At 34.2% G+C, this 15,704-nt stretch carries 12 protein-coding genes; 1 reads left to right on the top strand and 11 read right to left on the bottom strand.

The genetic code is table 11. The features are described from left to right. Window positions 1-17: 17 nt before the first annotated feature. The 4 genes from LrDSM24759_RS04985 to parE form a co-directional block, all read right to left on the bottom strand. Entirely contained in the window at window positions 18-953 is a 936-nt protein-coding gene (locus LrDSM24759_RS04985; protein ID WP_117118391.1) for a manganese-dependent inorganic pyrophosphatase, read from the bottom strand. 40 nt (window positions 954-993) lie between these two features. Continuing rightward, window positions 994-1,941 (bottom strand): LysR family transcriptional regulator, encoded by a 948-nt coding sequence (locus LrDSM24759_RS04980; RefSeq protein ID WP_117118390.1) that lies wholly within the window; start codon window positions 1,939-1,941, stop codon window positions 994-996. Window positions 1,942-2,152: 211 nt separating this feature from the next. Beyond that, the gene (gene parC, locus LrDSM24759_RS04975; protein ID WP_117118389.1) at window positions 2,153-4,636 is read right to left on the bottom strand and encodes a DNA topoisomerase IV subunit A; all 2,484 of its coding nucleotides are present in this window, start codon (window positions 4,634-4,636) and stop codon (window positions 2,153-2,155) included. A gap of 16 nt (window positions 4,637-4,652) precedes the next feature. Next, window positions 4,653-6,602, bottom strand: coding sequence for a DNA topoisomerase IV subunit B (gene parE, locus LrDSM24759_RS04970; protein WP_117118388.1), 1,950 nt, complete (start codon window positions 6,600-6,602; stop codon window positions 4,653-4,655). 94 nt (window positions 6,603-6,696) lie between these two features. Here parE and plsY point away from each other — a divergent pair, with 94 nt between their 5' ends. Further along, entirely contained in the window at window positions 6,697-7,356 is a 660-nt protein-coding gene (gene plsY, locus LrDSM24759_RS04965; protein ID WP_117118387.1) for a glycerol-3-phosphate 1-O-acyltransferase PlsY, read from the top strand. A gap of 102 nt (window positions 7,357-7,458) precedes the next feature. Here plsY and LrDSM24759_RS04960 read toward each other — a convergent pair whose 3' ends face one another. The 7 genes from LrDSM24759_RS04960 to topA all read right to left on the bottom strand — a co-directional run bounded on the left by LrDSM24759_RS04960 (window position 7,459) and on the right by topA (window position 15,703). After that, on the bottom strand, window positions 7,459-8,334 hold the full coding sequence (locus LrDSM24759_RS04960; RefSeq protein WP_117118386.1) for an aldo/keto reductase: 876 nt from the start codon (window positions 8,332-8,334) through the stop codon (window positions 7,459-7,461). Window positions 8,335-8,436: 102 nt separating this feature from the next. Then, window positions 8,437-9,321 carry an aldose 1-epimerase family protein gene (locus tag LrDSM24759_RS04955; RefSeq protein ID WP_117118385.1) on the bottom strand — a complete coding sequence of 295 codons (885 nt, stop codon included), beginning with the start codon at window positions 9,319-9,321 and terminating at the stop codon, window positions 8,437-8,439. A 20-nt stretch (window positions 9,322-9,341) separates the two neighbouring features. Next, complete coding sequence (hslU, locus tag LrDSM24759_RS04950) at window positions 9,342-10,736, bottom strand: ATP-dependent protease ATPase subunit HslU (protein WP_117118384.1); 1,395 nt, start codon at window positions 10,734-10,736, stop codon at window positions 9,342-9,344. 9 nt (window positions 10,737-10,745) lie between these two features. Further along, on the bottom strand, window positions 10,746-11,270 hold the full coding sequence (hslV, locus tag LrDSM24759_RS04945) for an ATP-dependent protease subunit HslV (protein WP_117118383.1): 525 nt from the start codon (window positions 11,268-11,270) through the stop codon (window positions 10,746-10,748). A gap of 2 nt (window positions 11,271-11,272) precedes the next feature. Then, complete coding sequence (xerC, locus tag LrDSM24759_RS04940) at window positions 11,273-12,199, bottom strand: tyrosine recombinase XerC (RefSeq protein WP_117118382.1); 927 nt, start codon at window positions 12,197-12,199, stop codon at window positions 11,273-11,275. After that, a complete protein-coding gene (trmFO, locus tag LrDSM24759_RS04935) occupies window positions 12,200-13,513 on the bottom strand; it encodes a methylenetetrahydrofolate--tRNA-(uracil(54)-C(5))-methyltransferase (FADH(2)-oxidizing) TrmFO (RefSeq protein WP_117118381.1) in 1,314 nt (437 codons plus the stop codon). A gap of 105 nt (window positions 13,514-13,618) precedes the next feature. Beyond that, on the bottom strand, window positions 13,619-15,703 hold the full coding sequence (topA, locus tag LrDSM24759_RS04930) for a type I DNA topoisomerase (RefSeq protein WP_117118380.1): 2,085 nt from the start codon (window positions 15,701-15,703) through the stop codon (window positions 13,619-13,621). Window position 15,704 lies beyond the last annotated feature (1 nt).

Here is a 15,704-nt window from a genome sequence, read left to right as displayed (position 1 = left end):
ATGTTTTTAAAAATATCTTAACCTTCAAAAGCCTCTGTCAATGGAGGAACCACTTGCTTCTTACGTGATACAACACCAGGTAAAGCAACACTTGAATCTTCAAGTTTCTTATCAAAGGCCTTTTCAAAGATTGCTTTAGCTTCATCATTACCAACAACAATAGCTTCAGAATCTGAATCTAAAACATTAGTAATTACAAGCATAAACATATCGTAACCGTTTGCTTTACTTGCATCTTCCATTGCTTTAATAAAAGCAGCTTTTCTTTCCATAGCTTCTGGTAAATCAACTGTATTGATTTGAGCAATACGTACATTGTTACCGTTTAAGTCAAAACTCTTGGCATCTAAATCAATTAATTCTTCTTCAGACTTGTCAGCAATATTAGTACCAGCTTTAAGAAGAGCTAATCCATATTCTTTATAGTCAACACCAGCAATTTTTGCTAAAGATTCTACTGCTTCTTTATCTTTATCTGTAGTAGTTGGTGACTTTAATAATAAAGTATCTGAAATAATTGCAGAAAGCATTAAGCCAGCTAAATTCTTAGGAATTTCCATACCAGCTTCGTTAAACATTTCCCACATAATAGTACTGGTACAACCAACAGGTTCTGCACGGTAGTATAAAGGATCAGCAGTATTAAAGTTCATAATACGGTGGTGATCAACCACGTGAGATACCTTAACCTTGTCGATATCTGAAACACTTTGTTGAGGTTCATTGTGGTCAACAAGCATTACACTATCTACTTCGTTTGCTGCAGTTTCAATTACACGAGGTGCTTTAAATCCAAACTTATCTAAAGCATATTGCGTTTCATCATTTGGTTCACCTAGTGCTACTGCTTCAGTATCAAAACCATTTTGATTTTGGAAATAAGAATATGCAATGGCAGTTCCAATTGCATCAGTATCAGGATTTTGGTGTCCAAAAATTAATTCTTTTGCCATTATAATATGAGCTCCTTTATAAAAACATTCTGCTTATATTTTAGTTGAATGTTTCGGGCTCGTCTAGTCTTGTCGTATAGTCTTTTTCATCTAAAAAATTATCCCATTCAGTTAAAAAGTTATTCAAACGTGGAATTTGGGCCTTGTTCTTTCGATAGACAAAACAGCCTTGGAAATTTATAACTTCTTGCGTTTTAACTGGATTTAATGAAATATCTTTTTGATGAGCCTGATAATAACTATTAGTTACAAAAGTGTTTAAACCATTAGCCTGGGCAAAGTTAACTAATTCTTTTTCTCTAGAAAAACGAACTTTTATTTCATTTTGGGGAATTATGGAAGTATAGTAACGTTTAAAGATATGAGTTAAGTAAGACTTTTCAGTGTATGAAGCCCATTTCTCTTTAAGCATATCTTCTAAAGCATTATTTTTCTTGGGACTTAATAAAATAATTGATTCTTTATTAATCTCTTTAGTAGCAAATTGACGCATTGTTGTGGCATTTGCATTGATATCAGGAATATATAAGATCGCAAAGTCAATTTCATTTTTATCAATCTTATCCCAAAGTTCTTCCCGATTGTAAAAATTAACTATTAATCTTACATCTGGATATTTTTTACCAAATTTAATTAAAAATTCTTCAATTACTTTAGGTTCAAAAATATTTAAAATTCCAATAGAAATATAACCACTATCAGATTCGGTATATTGTTGGATTTCGTCAACTGTATTATGAACAGTATTGAATAAAGTTCTTGCAGTCTCTTCCATCTTACTACCGGCATCAGTTAAATAGAGTTTTTTCCCTACTTGACCAAATAAGGGGGAACCAACAGCACGTTCTAACTTTTTAATTTGTTGCGTTAATGCAGGTTGAGTTATCCCAAGAATTTGAGAAGCTTGAGTATAGCTCATACTGTCAACTAATTGTAAAAAATAGTGAAGTGATTTAGCGGATAAGACCGCGTCTGCGTTTGCTTTCACTTCTATTTACACCCTTTCTTTTTCTACTTAAATAGAAAATATTAAAATTTGTTTAAACTAATCATCCAATATCTATAATAACATCTGTTCTTTTATATATAAACTATTATTTCGGGTTTTCTTAATAATTAGTTAACTTTACTATCTTTTATATTTTTTCTTTAAACCACAAAAAAGACCATTTACATTCAGTAAATGGTCTTTTAGAGACTTATTCAAATAAATTACTTACATCATCTTTTTCATTGGTTAAAACTTTTCCTAATTTCAACGAGATTGGACGACCATCAGTAGTTGGATCTAATACAAAAGATCCATTCGAGTAACGATCTCCTAAAGGATAATTGTTAGTATCAATCTTAACTTGACGTTGTGAACTTGTAGTTAAAATAAGTTCATGATTTTGGCCATAACTAGATACCGCTGAAATACGATGCGGTTTAGTCTTTAGTTCTCTTAGAACCATTACTCCTCGCTTAGCACGGGTAACTTTATTAATAATATTTAATTCTAATTGTTTAAAGGCTCCACGTTGAGTAATTAGGCCAATTTTAATTTCATCGACGGTGTCGGGACTAGCTAGAACATAATCAACAATATAATCTTCGTCTTTCAAATTAACAGATTTTACGCCGGCTGCCCGTGCACCAGAGGTAGGAATTTCATCAATATCATAGCGAATTGCATAAGCCTGATTAGTAATTAATGTAATTTCTTGCTTACTATCTGCCTTAATCCGATCTACTCGTACTACCTTACTGTCAGATTTTTTTAATTTCATTGCAATAATAGCTCGTGACTTATAAGTTCTTGTTGGTTGCAAATCAGCTAGTGCAACTTGCTTAATGTAACCATCATTAGTCGCAAGTAAGAAATTATCAGTTGCCTTTAAATCATTAATTTCAAATACGCGAATAATTTCTTCATCTTGCGCTAAACCCAATTCTTGAGATAAGTGTTGACCAGTTTCTTTCCACTTTGTTTCTACTAATTCATGAACTGGACGATAAATTAAGTTTCCTTTGTTAGTAAAAAGATAAAGATTACTTAAGGTAGACATTGTTTTTTCAAATATGACTTCATCACCCGCTGGTAAACCATTATCAGTTTCATCAGTAGATTGGTAAGAACGTAATGATGAACGTTTTAAATAACCATCACGACTCACTAAAACTCGAACCGTCTCATCTGCAACTAAGGCCTTTTCATTAATTTCAATTTTAGCAGCCTTTTCAGTGATCTCTGTTCTTCTAGGGGAACCAAAGTCTTTTTTAACCTGGTTAAGTTCTTTAACCACAACTTTTTCTAAGACATCTTGATTGTTCAAAATATCTTCATAAGTTGCAATTTTTTCATTTAAATCAGCTTGTTCAGCCTTCAACTGATTCACATCAGTATTAGTTAAACGATAAAGTTGTAAAGAAACAATCGCTTCAGCTTGGTTAGGGGTAAAATCAAATTCTTTTATTAAATTATTTTTAGCATCTTTTTTATCTTTTGATGCTCGAATTGTCTTAATTACCTGATCTAAGATGTCAAGGGCATGAATTAATCCTTCAACTATTTCAAGTCTTTGCTTGGCCTTACCTAGATCAAATTCAGTTCGTTTAGTTACAACTTCTTTTTTATGTTCTAGATAAGAAGATAAGATCTTTTTAAGACTTACCTGAACGGGTGCCATATGATCAATTGCAACCATATTAAAGTTATAAGAAATTTGTAAATCAGTATTTTTAAAAAGATAGTTAAGAATATTTTGACTATCTGCACCCTTTTTAAGTTCAATTACAATAGACAAACCATGACGATCAGTTTCATCTCGAACTTCGGCAATGCCGTCAATTTCTTTATTTAAGCGAATTTCATCTATTTTCTTAACCATCATGGCCTTATTTACGCCAAATGGAATTTCTGTAACTACAATTTGTTGACGATGTCCCTTAATATCTTGAATACTAGTTTTTGAACGAACTTGAATTCGGCCACGCCCGGTTTCATATGCTTCTTTAATTCCCTTTTTACCTAAGACGATTCCACCAGTTGGGAAATCCGGTCCCTTAACAAACTGCATTAAATCATCTGTATTAGCTTCAGGATTTTTTAAAAGATATACAGCCGCATCAATTACTTCAGCTAAATTATGCGGTGGAATTTCAGTCGCATAACCGGCAGAAATACCTGTTGAACCATTAACTAGTAAATTTGGAAAATGACTTGGTAAGACCGTAGGTTCATACTCAGTATCATCGAAGTTCAAGATCATTGGTACTGTATCTTTATCAATATCTTGTAAGAGTAAGTTTGATATCTTACTTAAACGAGACTCAGTATAACGCATTGCTGCCGGTCCATCACCATCCATAGAACCATTATTACCATGCATTTCAATTAAAGGTTCCCGCATCTTCCATTCTTGAGAAAGGTGAACCAAAGCACCATAAATGGAACTATCACCGTGTGGGTGAAAATTACCCATCACATTTCCGACTGCCTTAGCTGCCTTCTTATAAGGCTTATCATAAGTATTATTATCTTTATACATCGCATAAAGAATACGTCTTTGAACTGGCTTTAATCCATCTCTAACATCAGGTAAAGCTCTTTCTTGAATAATATATTTGGAGTAACGACCAAAGCGTTCCCCCATTACTTCTTCAAGAGGTAATTCTTTGATTCGTTCTACTGTATCAGCCATTTATGCGCCTTACCTCCTATACTCTTTCGGTTTCCAAAATTGAGCCATCTTCACCCATTCGGAATTTAACATTTTCATCTATCCATTTACGACGAGGAGCAACCTTATCACCCATTAAAGTAGTTACTCGTTTTTCGGCTAATTGCGCATCATCAATTTTTACTCTAATTAAGGTTCTAGTCTCGGGGTTCATTGTTGTTTCCCATAATTGGTCAGCATTCATTTCACCTAAACCTTTGAAACGTTGTAAAGCAAAACCTTTTCCAAAATCTTTTTCTGCACTTGCAAGTTCTTCATCAGTCCAGGCATATTCAATCTTATTCTTTTTACCAGAACCCTTTTCTAATTTATATAATGGTGGCAAAGCAATATACACTTTCCCTGCCTCAATCATGGGACGCATATATCTGTAGAAGAAAGTTAAAAGTAAAATTTGAATGTGAGCACCATCAGTATCCGCATCAGTCATAATAATGATCTTATCGTAATTAGCATCTTCAATCTTAAATTCTGGCCCAACACCAGCACCAATGGTATGAATCATTGTGTTAATTTCTTCATTTTTGAAAATATCTTGCAATTTAGCCTTTTGAGTATTTAAGACCTTACCACGTAAAGGTAAAATCGCTTGAAATTTACGATCACGTCCTTGCTTGGCTGAACCACCAGCTGAATCTCCCTCAACCAAGAATAATTCATTCTTTTTAGGATTGCGTGATTGAGCCGGTGTTAACTTTCCAGATAAGATCTCTTTCTTACGACGTTTCTTACCACTTCTACTTTCATCACGTGCTTTTTTGGCAGCTTCACGAGCATCACGTGCTTTTTGCGCTTTTTGGACCAAGCTTTGAGCAAACTCACCATTCTCCATTAGGTAATAAGAAAGTTGTTCATAAACAATGGTATCAACCACACTCCGAGCTTGAGGCGTTCCAAGTTTTCCCTTTGTTTGACCTTCAAATTCCAATAATTCTTCAGGAATTTTAACAGAAAGAACCGCACTTAACCCTTCGCGATAATCTGAACCTTCTAGTCCCTTACCTTTTAAGAGACCTTGTTTTTTAGCATAATCATTAAAAGCCTTGGTAAATCCACTACGAGCACCAGCTTCATGACTACCACCATCAGCTGTTCGCACATTATTTACAAATGAAACAAAGTTTTCAGAATAACCATCATTATATTGACCGGCAAACTCTACTTCAATCCCATCTTGTTTGCCTGAAAAATAAAAGACATCTCCCATGGTATCTTTTTCTTCGTTTAAGTAAGATACAAAAGATTTAATCCCATCATCATATAAAAATTCATCATGATGTTCAGGTTCTCGTTCATCAGTTAAAGTAAACTTTACTCCCTTTAATAAAAAGGCAGATTCACGAATTCGTTCTTGAATGGTTTCATAATTGTAAGTGGTAGTAGAAAAGATAGTTGGATCTGGTTTAAAAGTGATCGTGGTTCCATTTTTATCTTTGGTTTTACCTAAATGCTTTAAGGTACCAACGGGGTGACCACCATTGCGGAATTCTTCTTCGTAAGCTTCACCACCACGAACAACACGTACTTTTAAATATTCAGATAAGGCATTCACTACAGAAGAACCAACACCATGCAATCCTCCAGATGTTTGATAGTTCTTTTCAGTAAATTTACCACCAGCATGAAGTACAGTTAAAATTACTTCGATCGTTGGTGCACCAGATTCATGCATCCCTGTTGGCATTCCACGCCCAAAGTCTTGGACCGTTACAGAATTATCCTGATGAATTGTTACATTTATTTCCTTTCCATAACCTGCCATAGCTTCATCAACTGAATTATCGACAATTTCATAAACCAATTGATTTAAACCATGACGATCAGTTGAACCGATATACATTCCGGGACGCTTACGTACAGCCTCAAGTCCATGTAGTATCTGAATGGATGAATCATCATAATTGTTTGTTACTTTTTTCTCAGCCAAATGAATTCCTCCGTTTTAAAAGTCAGCCATTTTCAATCCAACTACCTAAATCTTTGATAAAATAAAGCTAAGATTAGATTAAGGATGAAAATTAATGACTATTTTAGCTTATTGTCTAACATTTATTTTAGCATATTTAATTGGGTCGTTTCCCACGGGTGTTATTATTGGAAAAACATTTTTCCATGAAGATATTCGAAAATATGGTTCAGGTAACATTGGAACGACAAATTCTTTTAGAGTAATGGGTCCACTAGGTGGCTGCGTAGTCCTAGTAATTGATATTTTCAAAGGTACTTTAGCTACCGAATTACCTTTACTTTTTCACTTAGATGGACCCAAATATCTTTTGTTAGTTGCTGGTGTTTGTGCCATTTTAGGACATACTTACTCTATCTTTTTAAAATTCAAAGGTGGAAAAGCTGTTGCAACTAGTGCCGGGGTATTTTTAGGATATAATCTCAAATTCTTCGGTTTCTGTGCCCTTATCTTCTTACCAACCCTTTTTATTACTTCATATGTTAGTTTAAGTAGCCTAATTTCCATTACTTTAATTTTTATTGGTTCATTTTGGTTTCATGACATCTTTCTAACTATTATTGCCGGAATTATGATGATTATTCTCTTTATTCGGCATAAGGATAATATTAAACGCCTAATTAACCATCAAGAAAATATCGTTCCTTTTGGCTTATGGTATTGGTATAAAAAGGCACATCATGATTTACCTAAAAAAAATCAAACTCAAAAATAAAAAAGTTAGCTTAGTAGGCTAGCTTTTATTTATTATAGATAATAGAACATATGTTTGCAATGCGATAAATAAAAAAGAGATTCATTTGAATCTCTTTTTTATTTATTCAGAATCACGTAATTGCTTTAAACTTTCTCCAAATATATTATCAATGACAGCAGGATCACGATGGTCGAAAAATTGTGATACACCCTTGTCCAAGTGTTTAATTTTTTGCATTTCATCACCTGTTAATTCAAAATCAAAAATATCCATATTTTCCTTTTGGCGTTCATCATGAACAGACTTAGGAATAACAATGATACTTCTTTGAACAAGCCAACGTAAAATTACTTGACCAACTGTTTTATGATGTTTTTCAGCAATTTCTTTTAATACTTTATTATCAAAGATATTATCTTTACCTTCGGCAAATGGAGCCCATGCTTCTACAGCTACATCTCTGCCTTGGAAGAATTTTACATCATTAGTTTGTTGGAACCAAGGATTAATTTCAATTTGGTTTAAAGCTGGTTTATCTTCATGTGCTAATTCCAAATTCATGTATAAATCGGGATAAAAGTTAGATAAACCAATAGAACGGATTTTACCAGCACGCTTAGCAGCTGATAAAGCATTCCAAGCACCATACACGTCACCGTAAGGTTGATGTAAAAGCATTAAATCAATATAATCTGTTTTTAGTTCTTTTAAATCATGATCAATTGCTTTTTCTGCTTTTTCAAAAGATGCATTAGATACCCATAATTTTGTTGTTAAATATACGTCTTCACGCTTTAAACCACTTTTTTCTAGGGCCTCATGAAATACATCTTGATTATGATAAGCCTCAGCAGTATCAATTAAGCGATAACCATTATTAAAAGCCATTGTTAAGGCTTCAACGGCTTCATCATGGTTAGGGATTTGAAACATCCCAAAACCTAGTTGGGGAATCTTATTACCATCATTTAATGTAATTGTTGGAATATTACTCATTTTTCAAACTTCCTTTTTCTAATCTTTCATACTTATTGTAAAACTAAAAATAGCTAGAGTTAAAATTTAAGCACTTAAAAAAGAGGGTAAAAGCCCTCTTTTTTAATCCACATCATGAAAAGTAATAGTAAAACCAGATTGCCAAGTTTCTTTTGCTGGCAAAGAATTCATACCTTTTTTATCTTCTAAATTGCCAGAAGCATCTAATGTATCTGCAATTCCCCACCAGGGTTCAATGCAGGCATAATCTGCTGTTTTAGGATATTGCGACCACAGACCAACAAAAGGTGCATTATCCATCGTTACTATGATTTGAAAATTACTCTTTTCAGAAGCCAAAGTAACTTGATTTCGGTCTTTTAATTCAAACACCCAGGCATCATCTTTAAACATTAAATTACTAATCTTAAATAATCTGCTTGTATCAACCGTTTCTTGCTTATTCCAATCTAAAAGCGGCGCTTTTAAAGGAATCTTAATTCGATTTACAGCTGGACTAAATTTAAAATAATAGTCTTCTTTACTAGTTTCTTTATTAGTTGGAAGATTAAATCCCGGATGTCCACCTATACCAAAAATCATAGTTTTGGTATCCAGATTTATTACTTTAAACTCTTCTTTTAAGGTATTATTTTCCAAAGTATAAATCACTTGGAATTCAAATTTAAAAGGATAAACTTGGAGAGTTTTTTCATTTGATTTAAGTGAAAAAACAATTTTTGTTGGGACTTGTTCTTTAACTTCAAATACAGAGTCGCGTGCAAAGCCATGTTGACCTAAATTATAGACCTGACCTTGATACTTATACTGATCATCTTTTAAACGGCCAACAATAGGGAAAAGAACAGGAGCATGGCGTCCCCACACATCGGGATCTGCTTGCCAGATAAACTCCCGACCTGATTGATTATTTTTTACACTTTGAACTTCTGCACCCTTATTAGAAATCGTGACAGTTAAATTTTTATTTTTAATTTGATAATCCATGATTTTTCTTTTCTTATAGTTTATAAAATAAACTTAGTTAAATCCTTATTAGTTATCACATCATCTAACTTCTCAGTCACATACTTTTCCGTAATTGTAATTTCACCCATATTCATATCTGGGCCTTCATACAACACATCTTCAAGTAGTTTTTCTAAGATTGTTGTCAAACGACGTGCTCCAATATTATCAGTTCCTTGGTTAACTTGATATGCAATTTGAGCAATCTTATCAATAGCTTCTTGAGTAAAGATTAATTTAATTCTATCCGCATCCATTAGAGCTATATATTGTTTTAAGAGTGAATTTGCCGGATCTTTCAAAATCTTGACAAAATCTTCTTGTGATAAGGCATTTAATTCTACTCTAATTGGAAAACGTCCCTGCAATTCTGGAATCAAGTCACTAGGTTTACTTTCGGCAAAAGCACCAGCACCAATAAAGAGAATATGATCAGTAGAAACGGGACCATATTTAGTTGAAACAGTAGAACCTTCAACAATTGGTAAAATATCTCTTTGAACTCCTTCGCGTGAAACTTGACCAGAATTGCGTTTGTCACCAGCGGTAATTTTATCTATTTCATCAATAAAGATAATTCCATTTTGTTGTGCTTTTTCAATCGCGTCCTGATATAAGGAATCATAATTTACTAAATTCTTAGATTCTTGTTGGATTAAAATTTCCCGAGCTTCTGAGACAGGAAGAGTACGTTTTACCTTTTTCTTAGGTAGTAAATCACCCATTAAGCTGGACATATCCATTCCCATTTGGCCCATCATATCGCCCATTGGATTAGCCTTAGGAGTTTGTTCAACTTCTATCGTCACCTGACGATCTTCCAAAAGTCCTTGAGCTAATTGATCTTTAACACTTAAACGTTGATTACGAATTTCATCAGTAACTTCTTCGGTTTCTTGATTATTATCTAAGTTAAAATTACCTGAAAGCATCTGCATCATTTGTTGCATAGAGCTTTCACGGTTTTCTTTTTTAATACCAGGTACTAATAACTTTACTAATTGTTCATTTGCCTTTTGAGTAGCTGTTGCCTTAACACGCTCAAATTCTTCTTGTTCTTCCATTCGAACTGCTGCTTCAGCTAAATCACGCACCATTGATTCGACATTACGCCCAACATAACCAACCTCAGTAAATTTGGTTGCTTCAACTTTTACAAAAGGTGCATTAACAATTTTGGCTAAACGACGAGCAATCTCAGTTTTACCTACCCCAGTTGGTCCAGCCATTAAAATGTTTTTTGGCGTAATATCTTGTTGCATAGTCTTAGAAAGTTGGCTACGACGATAACGATTATATAAGGCAATAGCTACCTGCTTTTTGGCCTCATCTTGACCAATAATATATTTATTTAATAATTCTACAATTTGTTTGGGTGTTTTTTCTTGTGTCAAAATATTCACCTAGATTTCATCTGTAACTATTTGATCATCAGTAAAGACATCGATTCCGGAAGCGATTTTTACAGCTTCTTTTGCAATTTCATCTGCACTCATTCCACTACTATGACGGGTCATAGCAATTGCTGCAGCTTGAGCAAAATTACCACCTGAGCCAATTGCTACAACATCTTCGTCAGGTTCTAAAACTTCACCATTTCCGGAAATTAATAGTAAGTCCTTACCATCAAATGCAATAAGCATAGCCTCCAATTTTGCTAAAGCGGGATCTTTACGCCAACTTTGAGCTAATTCAACGGCCGCACGTCTTAAATCACCAGAATAAGTTTCTAGTTTACCTTCAAGCATATCTTGTAAAGTCACTGCATCAGCAACGCCCCCAGCAAAGCCAAGAACAACTTTATTGTTATAAATACGGCGAATCTTCTTTGCACTAGCCTTAGCAATCACCTTTTCACCTAAAGTTACTTGTCCATCACCAGCAATAGCTGTTTTTCCATTATATCTTACTGAACAAATTGTTGTCATAGTTAGTTTGCCTCGTTTTCTTTTTTATTTCTGGGAAAGAACTGATTATAATCCCGCTGTAAATGTTGCATATTGACATGGGTATAAATCTGAGTGGTAGTTAAAGATTCGTGACCTAGTAATTCTTGCACACTCCGTAAATCCGCACCATTATTCAACATTTCAGTAGCAAAAGTATGTCGTAACATATGAGGATGGACATTTGAGCCCACCCCTGCTTTTGCAAATACCTTCTTCATAATATATTCAATTCCACGTCCCGTTAAAGAATCCCCTTGATCATTTAAGAAGACATTATTTGAATCATCTTTTTGGCCTAATAAATTTGGACGACCATCTTTTAGATACTCAGCCAAAGCCTTTTTGGCCTTGTCACCAAAAGGAACATAACGATCTTTATTTCCTTTTCCATGAACTAAAATGATTTTTAAATCAAAATCAATTTGATCTAATTTTAAATCACTAATTTCACTTAATCGCATTCCAGTAGCATAAAATAATTCAAATAAAGCCCTATTTCTTAAAGTTAAAGCATCATGATTAGTTTGGGTATCTAATACCTTTCTTATTTCATTAGCATAAAAGAATTGGGGGAGTTTTTTTTCACCAATTCTAATAGTAATTGACACCATCGGATCATTAGATAAAAGATTTCGTTTATTCAAATAACGATAAAAAGAACGTAAACTAGATGCTTTTCGAGCTTGAGTAGTACGTGCAATCTTCTTAGAAGCTAAATGTTGCAAAAAAATCTCGATATCTCTAGTTTGAACTTGATCCCAACCAGAAAAACCACCATTTTTCTCCCAAAAACTTTTAGCCTGTTCCAAATCTCGAAGATAAGAATTAATGGTATTTTTACTATATCCACGCTCATTTTTTAAATAATCATTGAATTTATCCAAAAATTGATCATTTTGCTCAATCATTTAATCAAGATTTTCCTTTTTAAAATCAGCTAAATCTGCTAAAGCCTTTTTAGAAATTTCCAAATGTCTTTCTTGTTTATTTCTCACTTTATGATCCAATTTTGGAATCAATGCATAAGAAGCATTCATTGGTTGAAAATGCTTTGCACTCGTTGAAGTAATGTAGTGTGCCATCGAACCTAAGGCAGTAGTTTTTGGAAAAGTTAAAGTCGCCTCACCTAAAGCAAGTCGCGCAGCATTAATTCCCGCAACTAAACCTGATCCCGCACTTTCTACATATCCTTCTACTCCAGTCATTTGACCGGCAAAAAATAATCCCGATTGTTTCTTTGCTTCATAGGAAGGTTGGAGTACTTCAGGACTAGCAATATAGGTATTACGATGCATTTTTCCGTAACGAACGAATCTTGCATTTTCCAACCCAGGAATCATCGAAAATACTCTTTTTTGTTCACCATATTTCAAATGAGTTTGGAAACCAACTATATTATACATCGATGCTGAAGCATTATCTTGTCTTAACTGAATAACTGCATAAGGTTTTTTGCCAGTGCGAGGATCTTCTAGTCCAACAGGCTTCAACGGACCAAAAAGCATTGTCTTTTCTCCTCTTTGAGCCATTACCTCAATTGGCATACATCCCTCAAAGACATTACTATTTTCAAAACCATGTAATTCAGCCGCCTCAGCCGTAATAAGGTTTTGATAAAAATTAAGAAATTCTTCTTTACTCATTGGGCAATTGAGATATGCAGCTTCTCCTTTATCATAGCGTGACTTTTTGTAAACAATGTCATAATTGATTGAATCTGCATCAACAATTGGAGCAGCCGCATCAAAAAAGTGGAGAGAATCCGTTCCACAAAATTCTTGAATTTGATTTGCTAAGGACTCTGAAGTTAAAGGACCAGTAGCAATAATAGTTAATCCGTCAGTAGGAATTTTTGTAATTTCTTCATCATGAACTGTCACATTATCTAGCGATTCTAAAGTTTTTGTGATTTGCTTTGAAAAATTATCACGATCAACAGCCAAAGCACCTCCAGCTGGAACTGCATTTTCATCCGCTGCTTTCATAATTAAAGAATCTAACTGGCGCATTTCCTCTTTTAATAACCCAACTGCATTAGATAATTGATTAGAACGCATTGAATTAGTACAAACTAATTCTGCAAAATTACCTGTTTCATGAGCAGGCGTTAATTTATGAGGACGCATTTCATATAAATCTACTTCGATACCTCGTTTAGCTAGTTGCCAAGCTGCTTCGCTCCCGGCTAAACCAGCACCGATAATAGAAACTTTTTTGGGCATTTAACTACCTCACTCTCACTTTAAAATTTAATATATAAAAATAATATCATCAAACTTTGAAAAAGTAAGATGATACTATTGAACTTTTTAAATTCTTAAATAAAATTAATTTTCATCTTGGTCTTCACGATAATCACCATTAGGACAAAGAACTACAAGTCCTTTCTTAGTCTTCTTTTGAACTAAGAAATGGCCATCATTTGGACAATTTCGACCAATTGGCTGATCCCAAGAAACAAAATCACATTCTGGGTAACGAGAACAACCATAGAATTTTCTATTCTTCTTAGATTTCTTCTCTACTACTTCGCCTTTACCACATTTTGGACATTTTACGCCAACTTTTTTAACAATTGGCTTGGTATTACGACAGTCAGGAAAACGAGAACAAGCATAAAACTTCCCGTATCTTCCCATTTTAATAACCATTGGAGCACCACAAATATCACAATTAAATCCAGCTGGTTCATCTTTGATTTGAACCTTTTCAATTTGTTCGTCGGCCTTCTCTAATTCATGTGAAAATGGTTTATAGTATTCATCGACAACTTTTACCCAATTCTTTTGCCCTTCTTCGACATGATCAAGATCATCTTCTAATTGGGCAGTAAAATCGACATTTACAATATCAGGGAAAAACTCTTCAATTAACTGATCAACAATTTCTCCGAGTTCAGTTGGAACAATAGCTCGACCTTCAAGTTTAACATAATAACGCCGTTGAATAGTATCAATTGTCGGAGCATAAGTAGATGGACGTCCTACTCCATTTGCTTCTAACGCATGAACTAAGCTAGCTTCAGTATAGCGTGCTGGAGGTTGAGTAAAGTGTTGTCGATCATCAGTCTTAGATAATTTAACCTTATCTCCTTCCTCCAAATCAGGTAACTCTTTGCTCTTTTCTTTTTCATTATCATAAACTTTAGTAAAACCAGCAAACTTTAATTTTGAACCATTAGTTCTAAAAGTTACCCCATTTTGTTCGATATCAGCACGTACTGTATCATAAACAGCTGGTGTCATTTGACTAGCAATAAAGCGTGACCAAATCAGATTATATAAACGATACTCTTCAGGAGTTAGGTATTGTTTAATGGATTCCGGAGTTCTAAAAGCTGAGGTAGGACGAATAGCTTCATGAGCGTCTTGAGCTTCAGCATCATTTTTAAAGTTTTGCGGTTTCATAGAAGCAAAACTTGCACCATACTCTTCATGAATAAATTTTGAAGCTTCTTGACGAGCAACATTTGCAATACGCTTTGAATCAGTACGCATATAGGTGATTAATCCAACTGATCCCTTTCCTAAGTTAACTCCTTCATACAGAGATTGTGCAATACGCATTGTTCTTCTAGTACGGTAACCTAAGCGTTTATTAGCTTCTTGTTGCATTGTCGAAGTTGTAAAAGGAGCAGCAGGGTTACGACGACGTTCCTTTTTGACAACTTTAGTAATTTCAAAATCTTTCTTTTTATCTATTTTTGCTAAAACATCTTTAACCGCATCATTATTTGGTAAGTCTGTCTTCTTGCCGTTTAAACCATAAAAACTTCCCGTGAACTTTTTGCGCTTTTTAGCAAAATCAGCATCAATTGTCCAATACTCTTCTGGTTTGAAGTTTTTGATTTCTTTTTCTCGATCAATTACTAATTTTAATGCAACTGACTGAACACGACCGGCAGATAAACCCTTTTTAACCTTTGCCCATAGAATTGGTGATAAAGAATAACCAACAAGACGATCTAAAACACGACGTGCTTGTTGGGCATCTACGATATCCATATCAATTGAACGAGGATTTTTAAAAGCGTTTTTGACAGCATCCTTTGTTATTTCATTAAAAGCTACACGATTATTTTCTTTAGGATCTAGTCCCAAGGCGTGGGCAACATGCCATGCAATTGCTTCTCCTTCACGATCCGGGTCAGATGCTAAATAGACATACTTAGACTTTTTGGCTTCTTTTTTTAATTCTTTGATCGTATCGCCCTTACCACGAATGGAAATATATTTTGGCTCATAATCCTGGTCAATATTTACTCCCATTTGAGATTTTGGTAGATCACGAATATGACCTTTAGAGGCAATAACATGATAATTACTGCCCAAATATTTTTCAATTGTCTTGGCCTTATGCGGTGATTCGACAATTACTAAGTTTTTCTTTTTCTTCTTTTTAGTAGCAGGCATA

Source organism: Lactobacillus rodentium (assembly GCF_003423665.1).
GTDB classification, from domain to species: Bacteria; Bacillota; Bacilli; order Lactobacillales; family Lactobacillaceae; genus Lactobacillus; species Lactobacillus rodentium.
The sequence above is the reverse complement of the archived record's forward strand: the minus strand, read 5'-3'. Positions and strand labels throughout refer to the sequence as shown.

Coding starts and splice junctions, on each gene's coding strand:
- LrDSM24759_RS04985 (WP_117118391.1), bottom strand. CDS start 953: ATGGCAAAAGAATTAATTTTTGGACACCAAAATCCTGATACTGATGCA.
- parC (WP_117118389.1), bottom strand. CDS start 4,636: ATGGCTGATACAGTAGAACGAATCAAAGAATTACCTCTTGAAGAAGTA.
- plsY (WP_117118387.1), top strand. CDS start 6,697: ATGACTATTTTAGCTTATTGTCTAACATTTATTTTAGCATATTTAATT.
- LrDSM24759_RS04960 (WP_117118386.1), bottom strand. CDS start 8,334: ATGAGTAATATTCCAACAATTACATTAAATGATGGTAATAAGATTCCC.
- LrDSM24759_RS04955 (WP_117118385.1), bottom strand. CDS start 9,321: ATGGATTATCAAATTAAAAATAAAAATTTAACTGTCACGATTTCTAAT.
- hslV (WP_117118383.1), bottom strand. CDS start 11,270: ATGACAACAATTTGTTCAGTAAGATATAATGGAAAAACAGCTATTGCT.
- xerC (WP_117118382.1), bottom strand. CDS start 12,199: ATGATTGAGCAAAATGATCAATTTTTGGATAAATTCAATGATTATTTA.
- trmFO (WP_117118381.1), bottom strand. CDS start 13,513: ATGCCCAAAAAAGTTTCTATTATCGGTGCTGGTTTAGCCGGGAGCGAA.
- topA (WP_117118380.1), bottom strand. CDS start 15,703: ATGCCTGCTACTAAAAAGAAGAAAAAGAAAAACTTAGTAATTGTCGAA.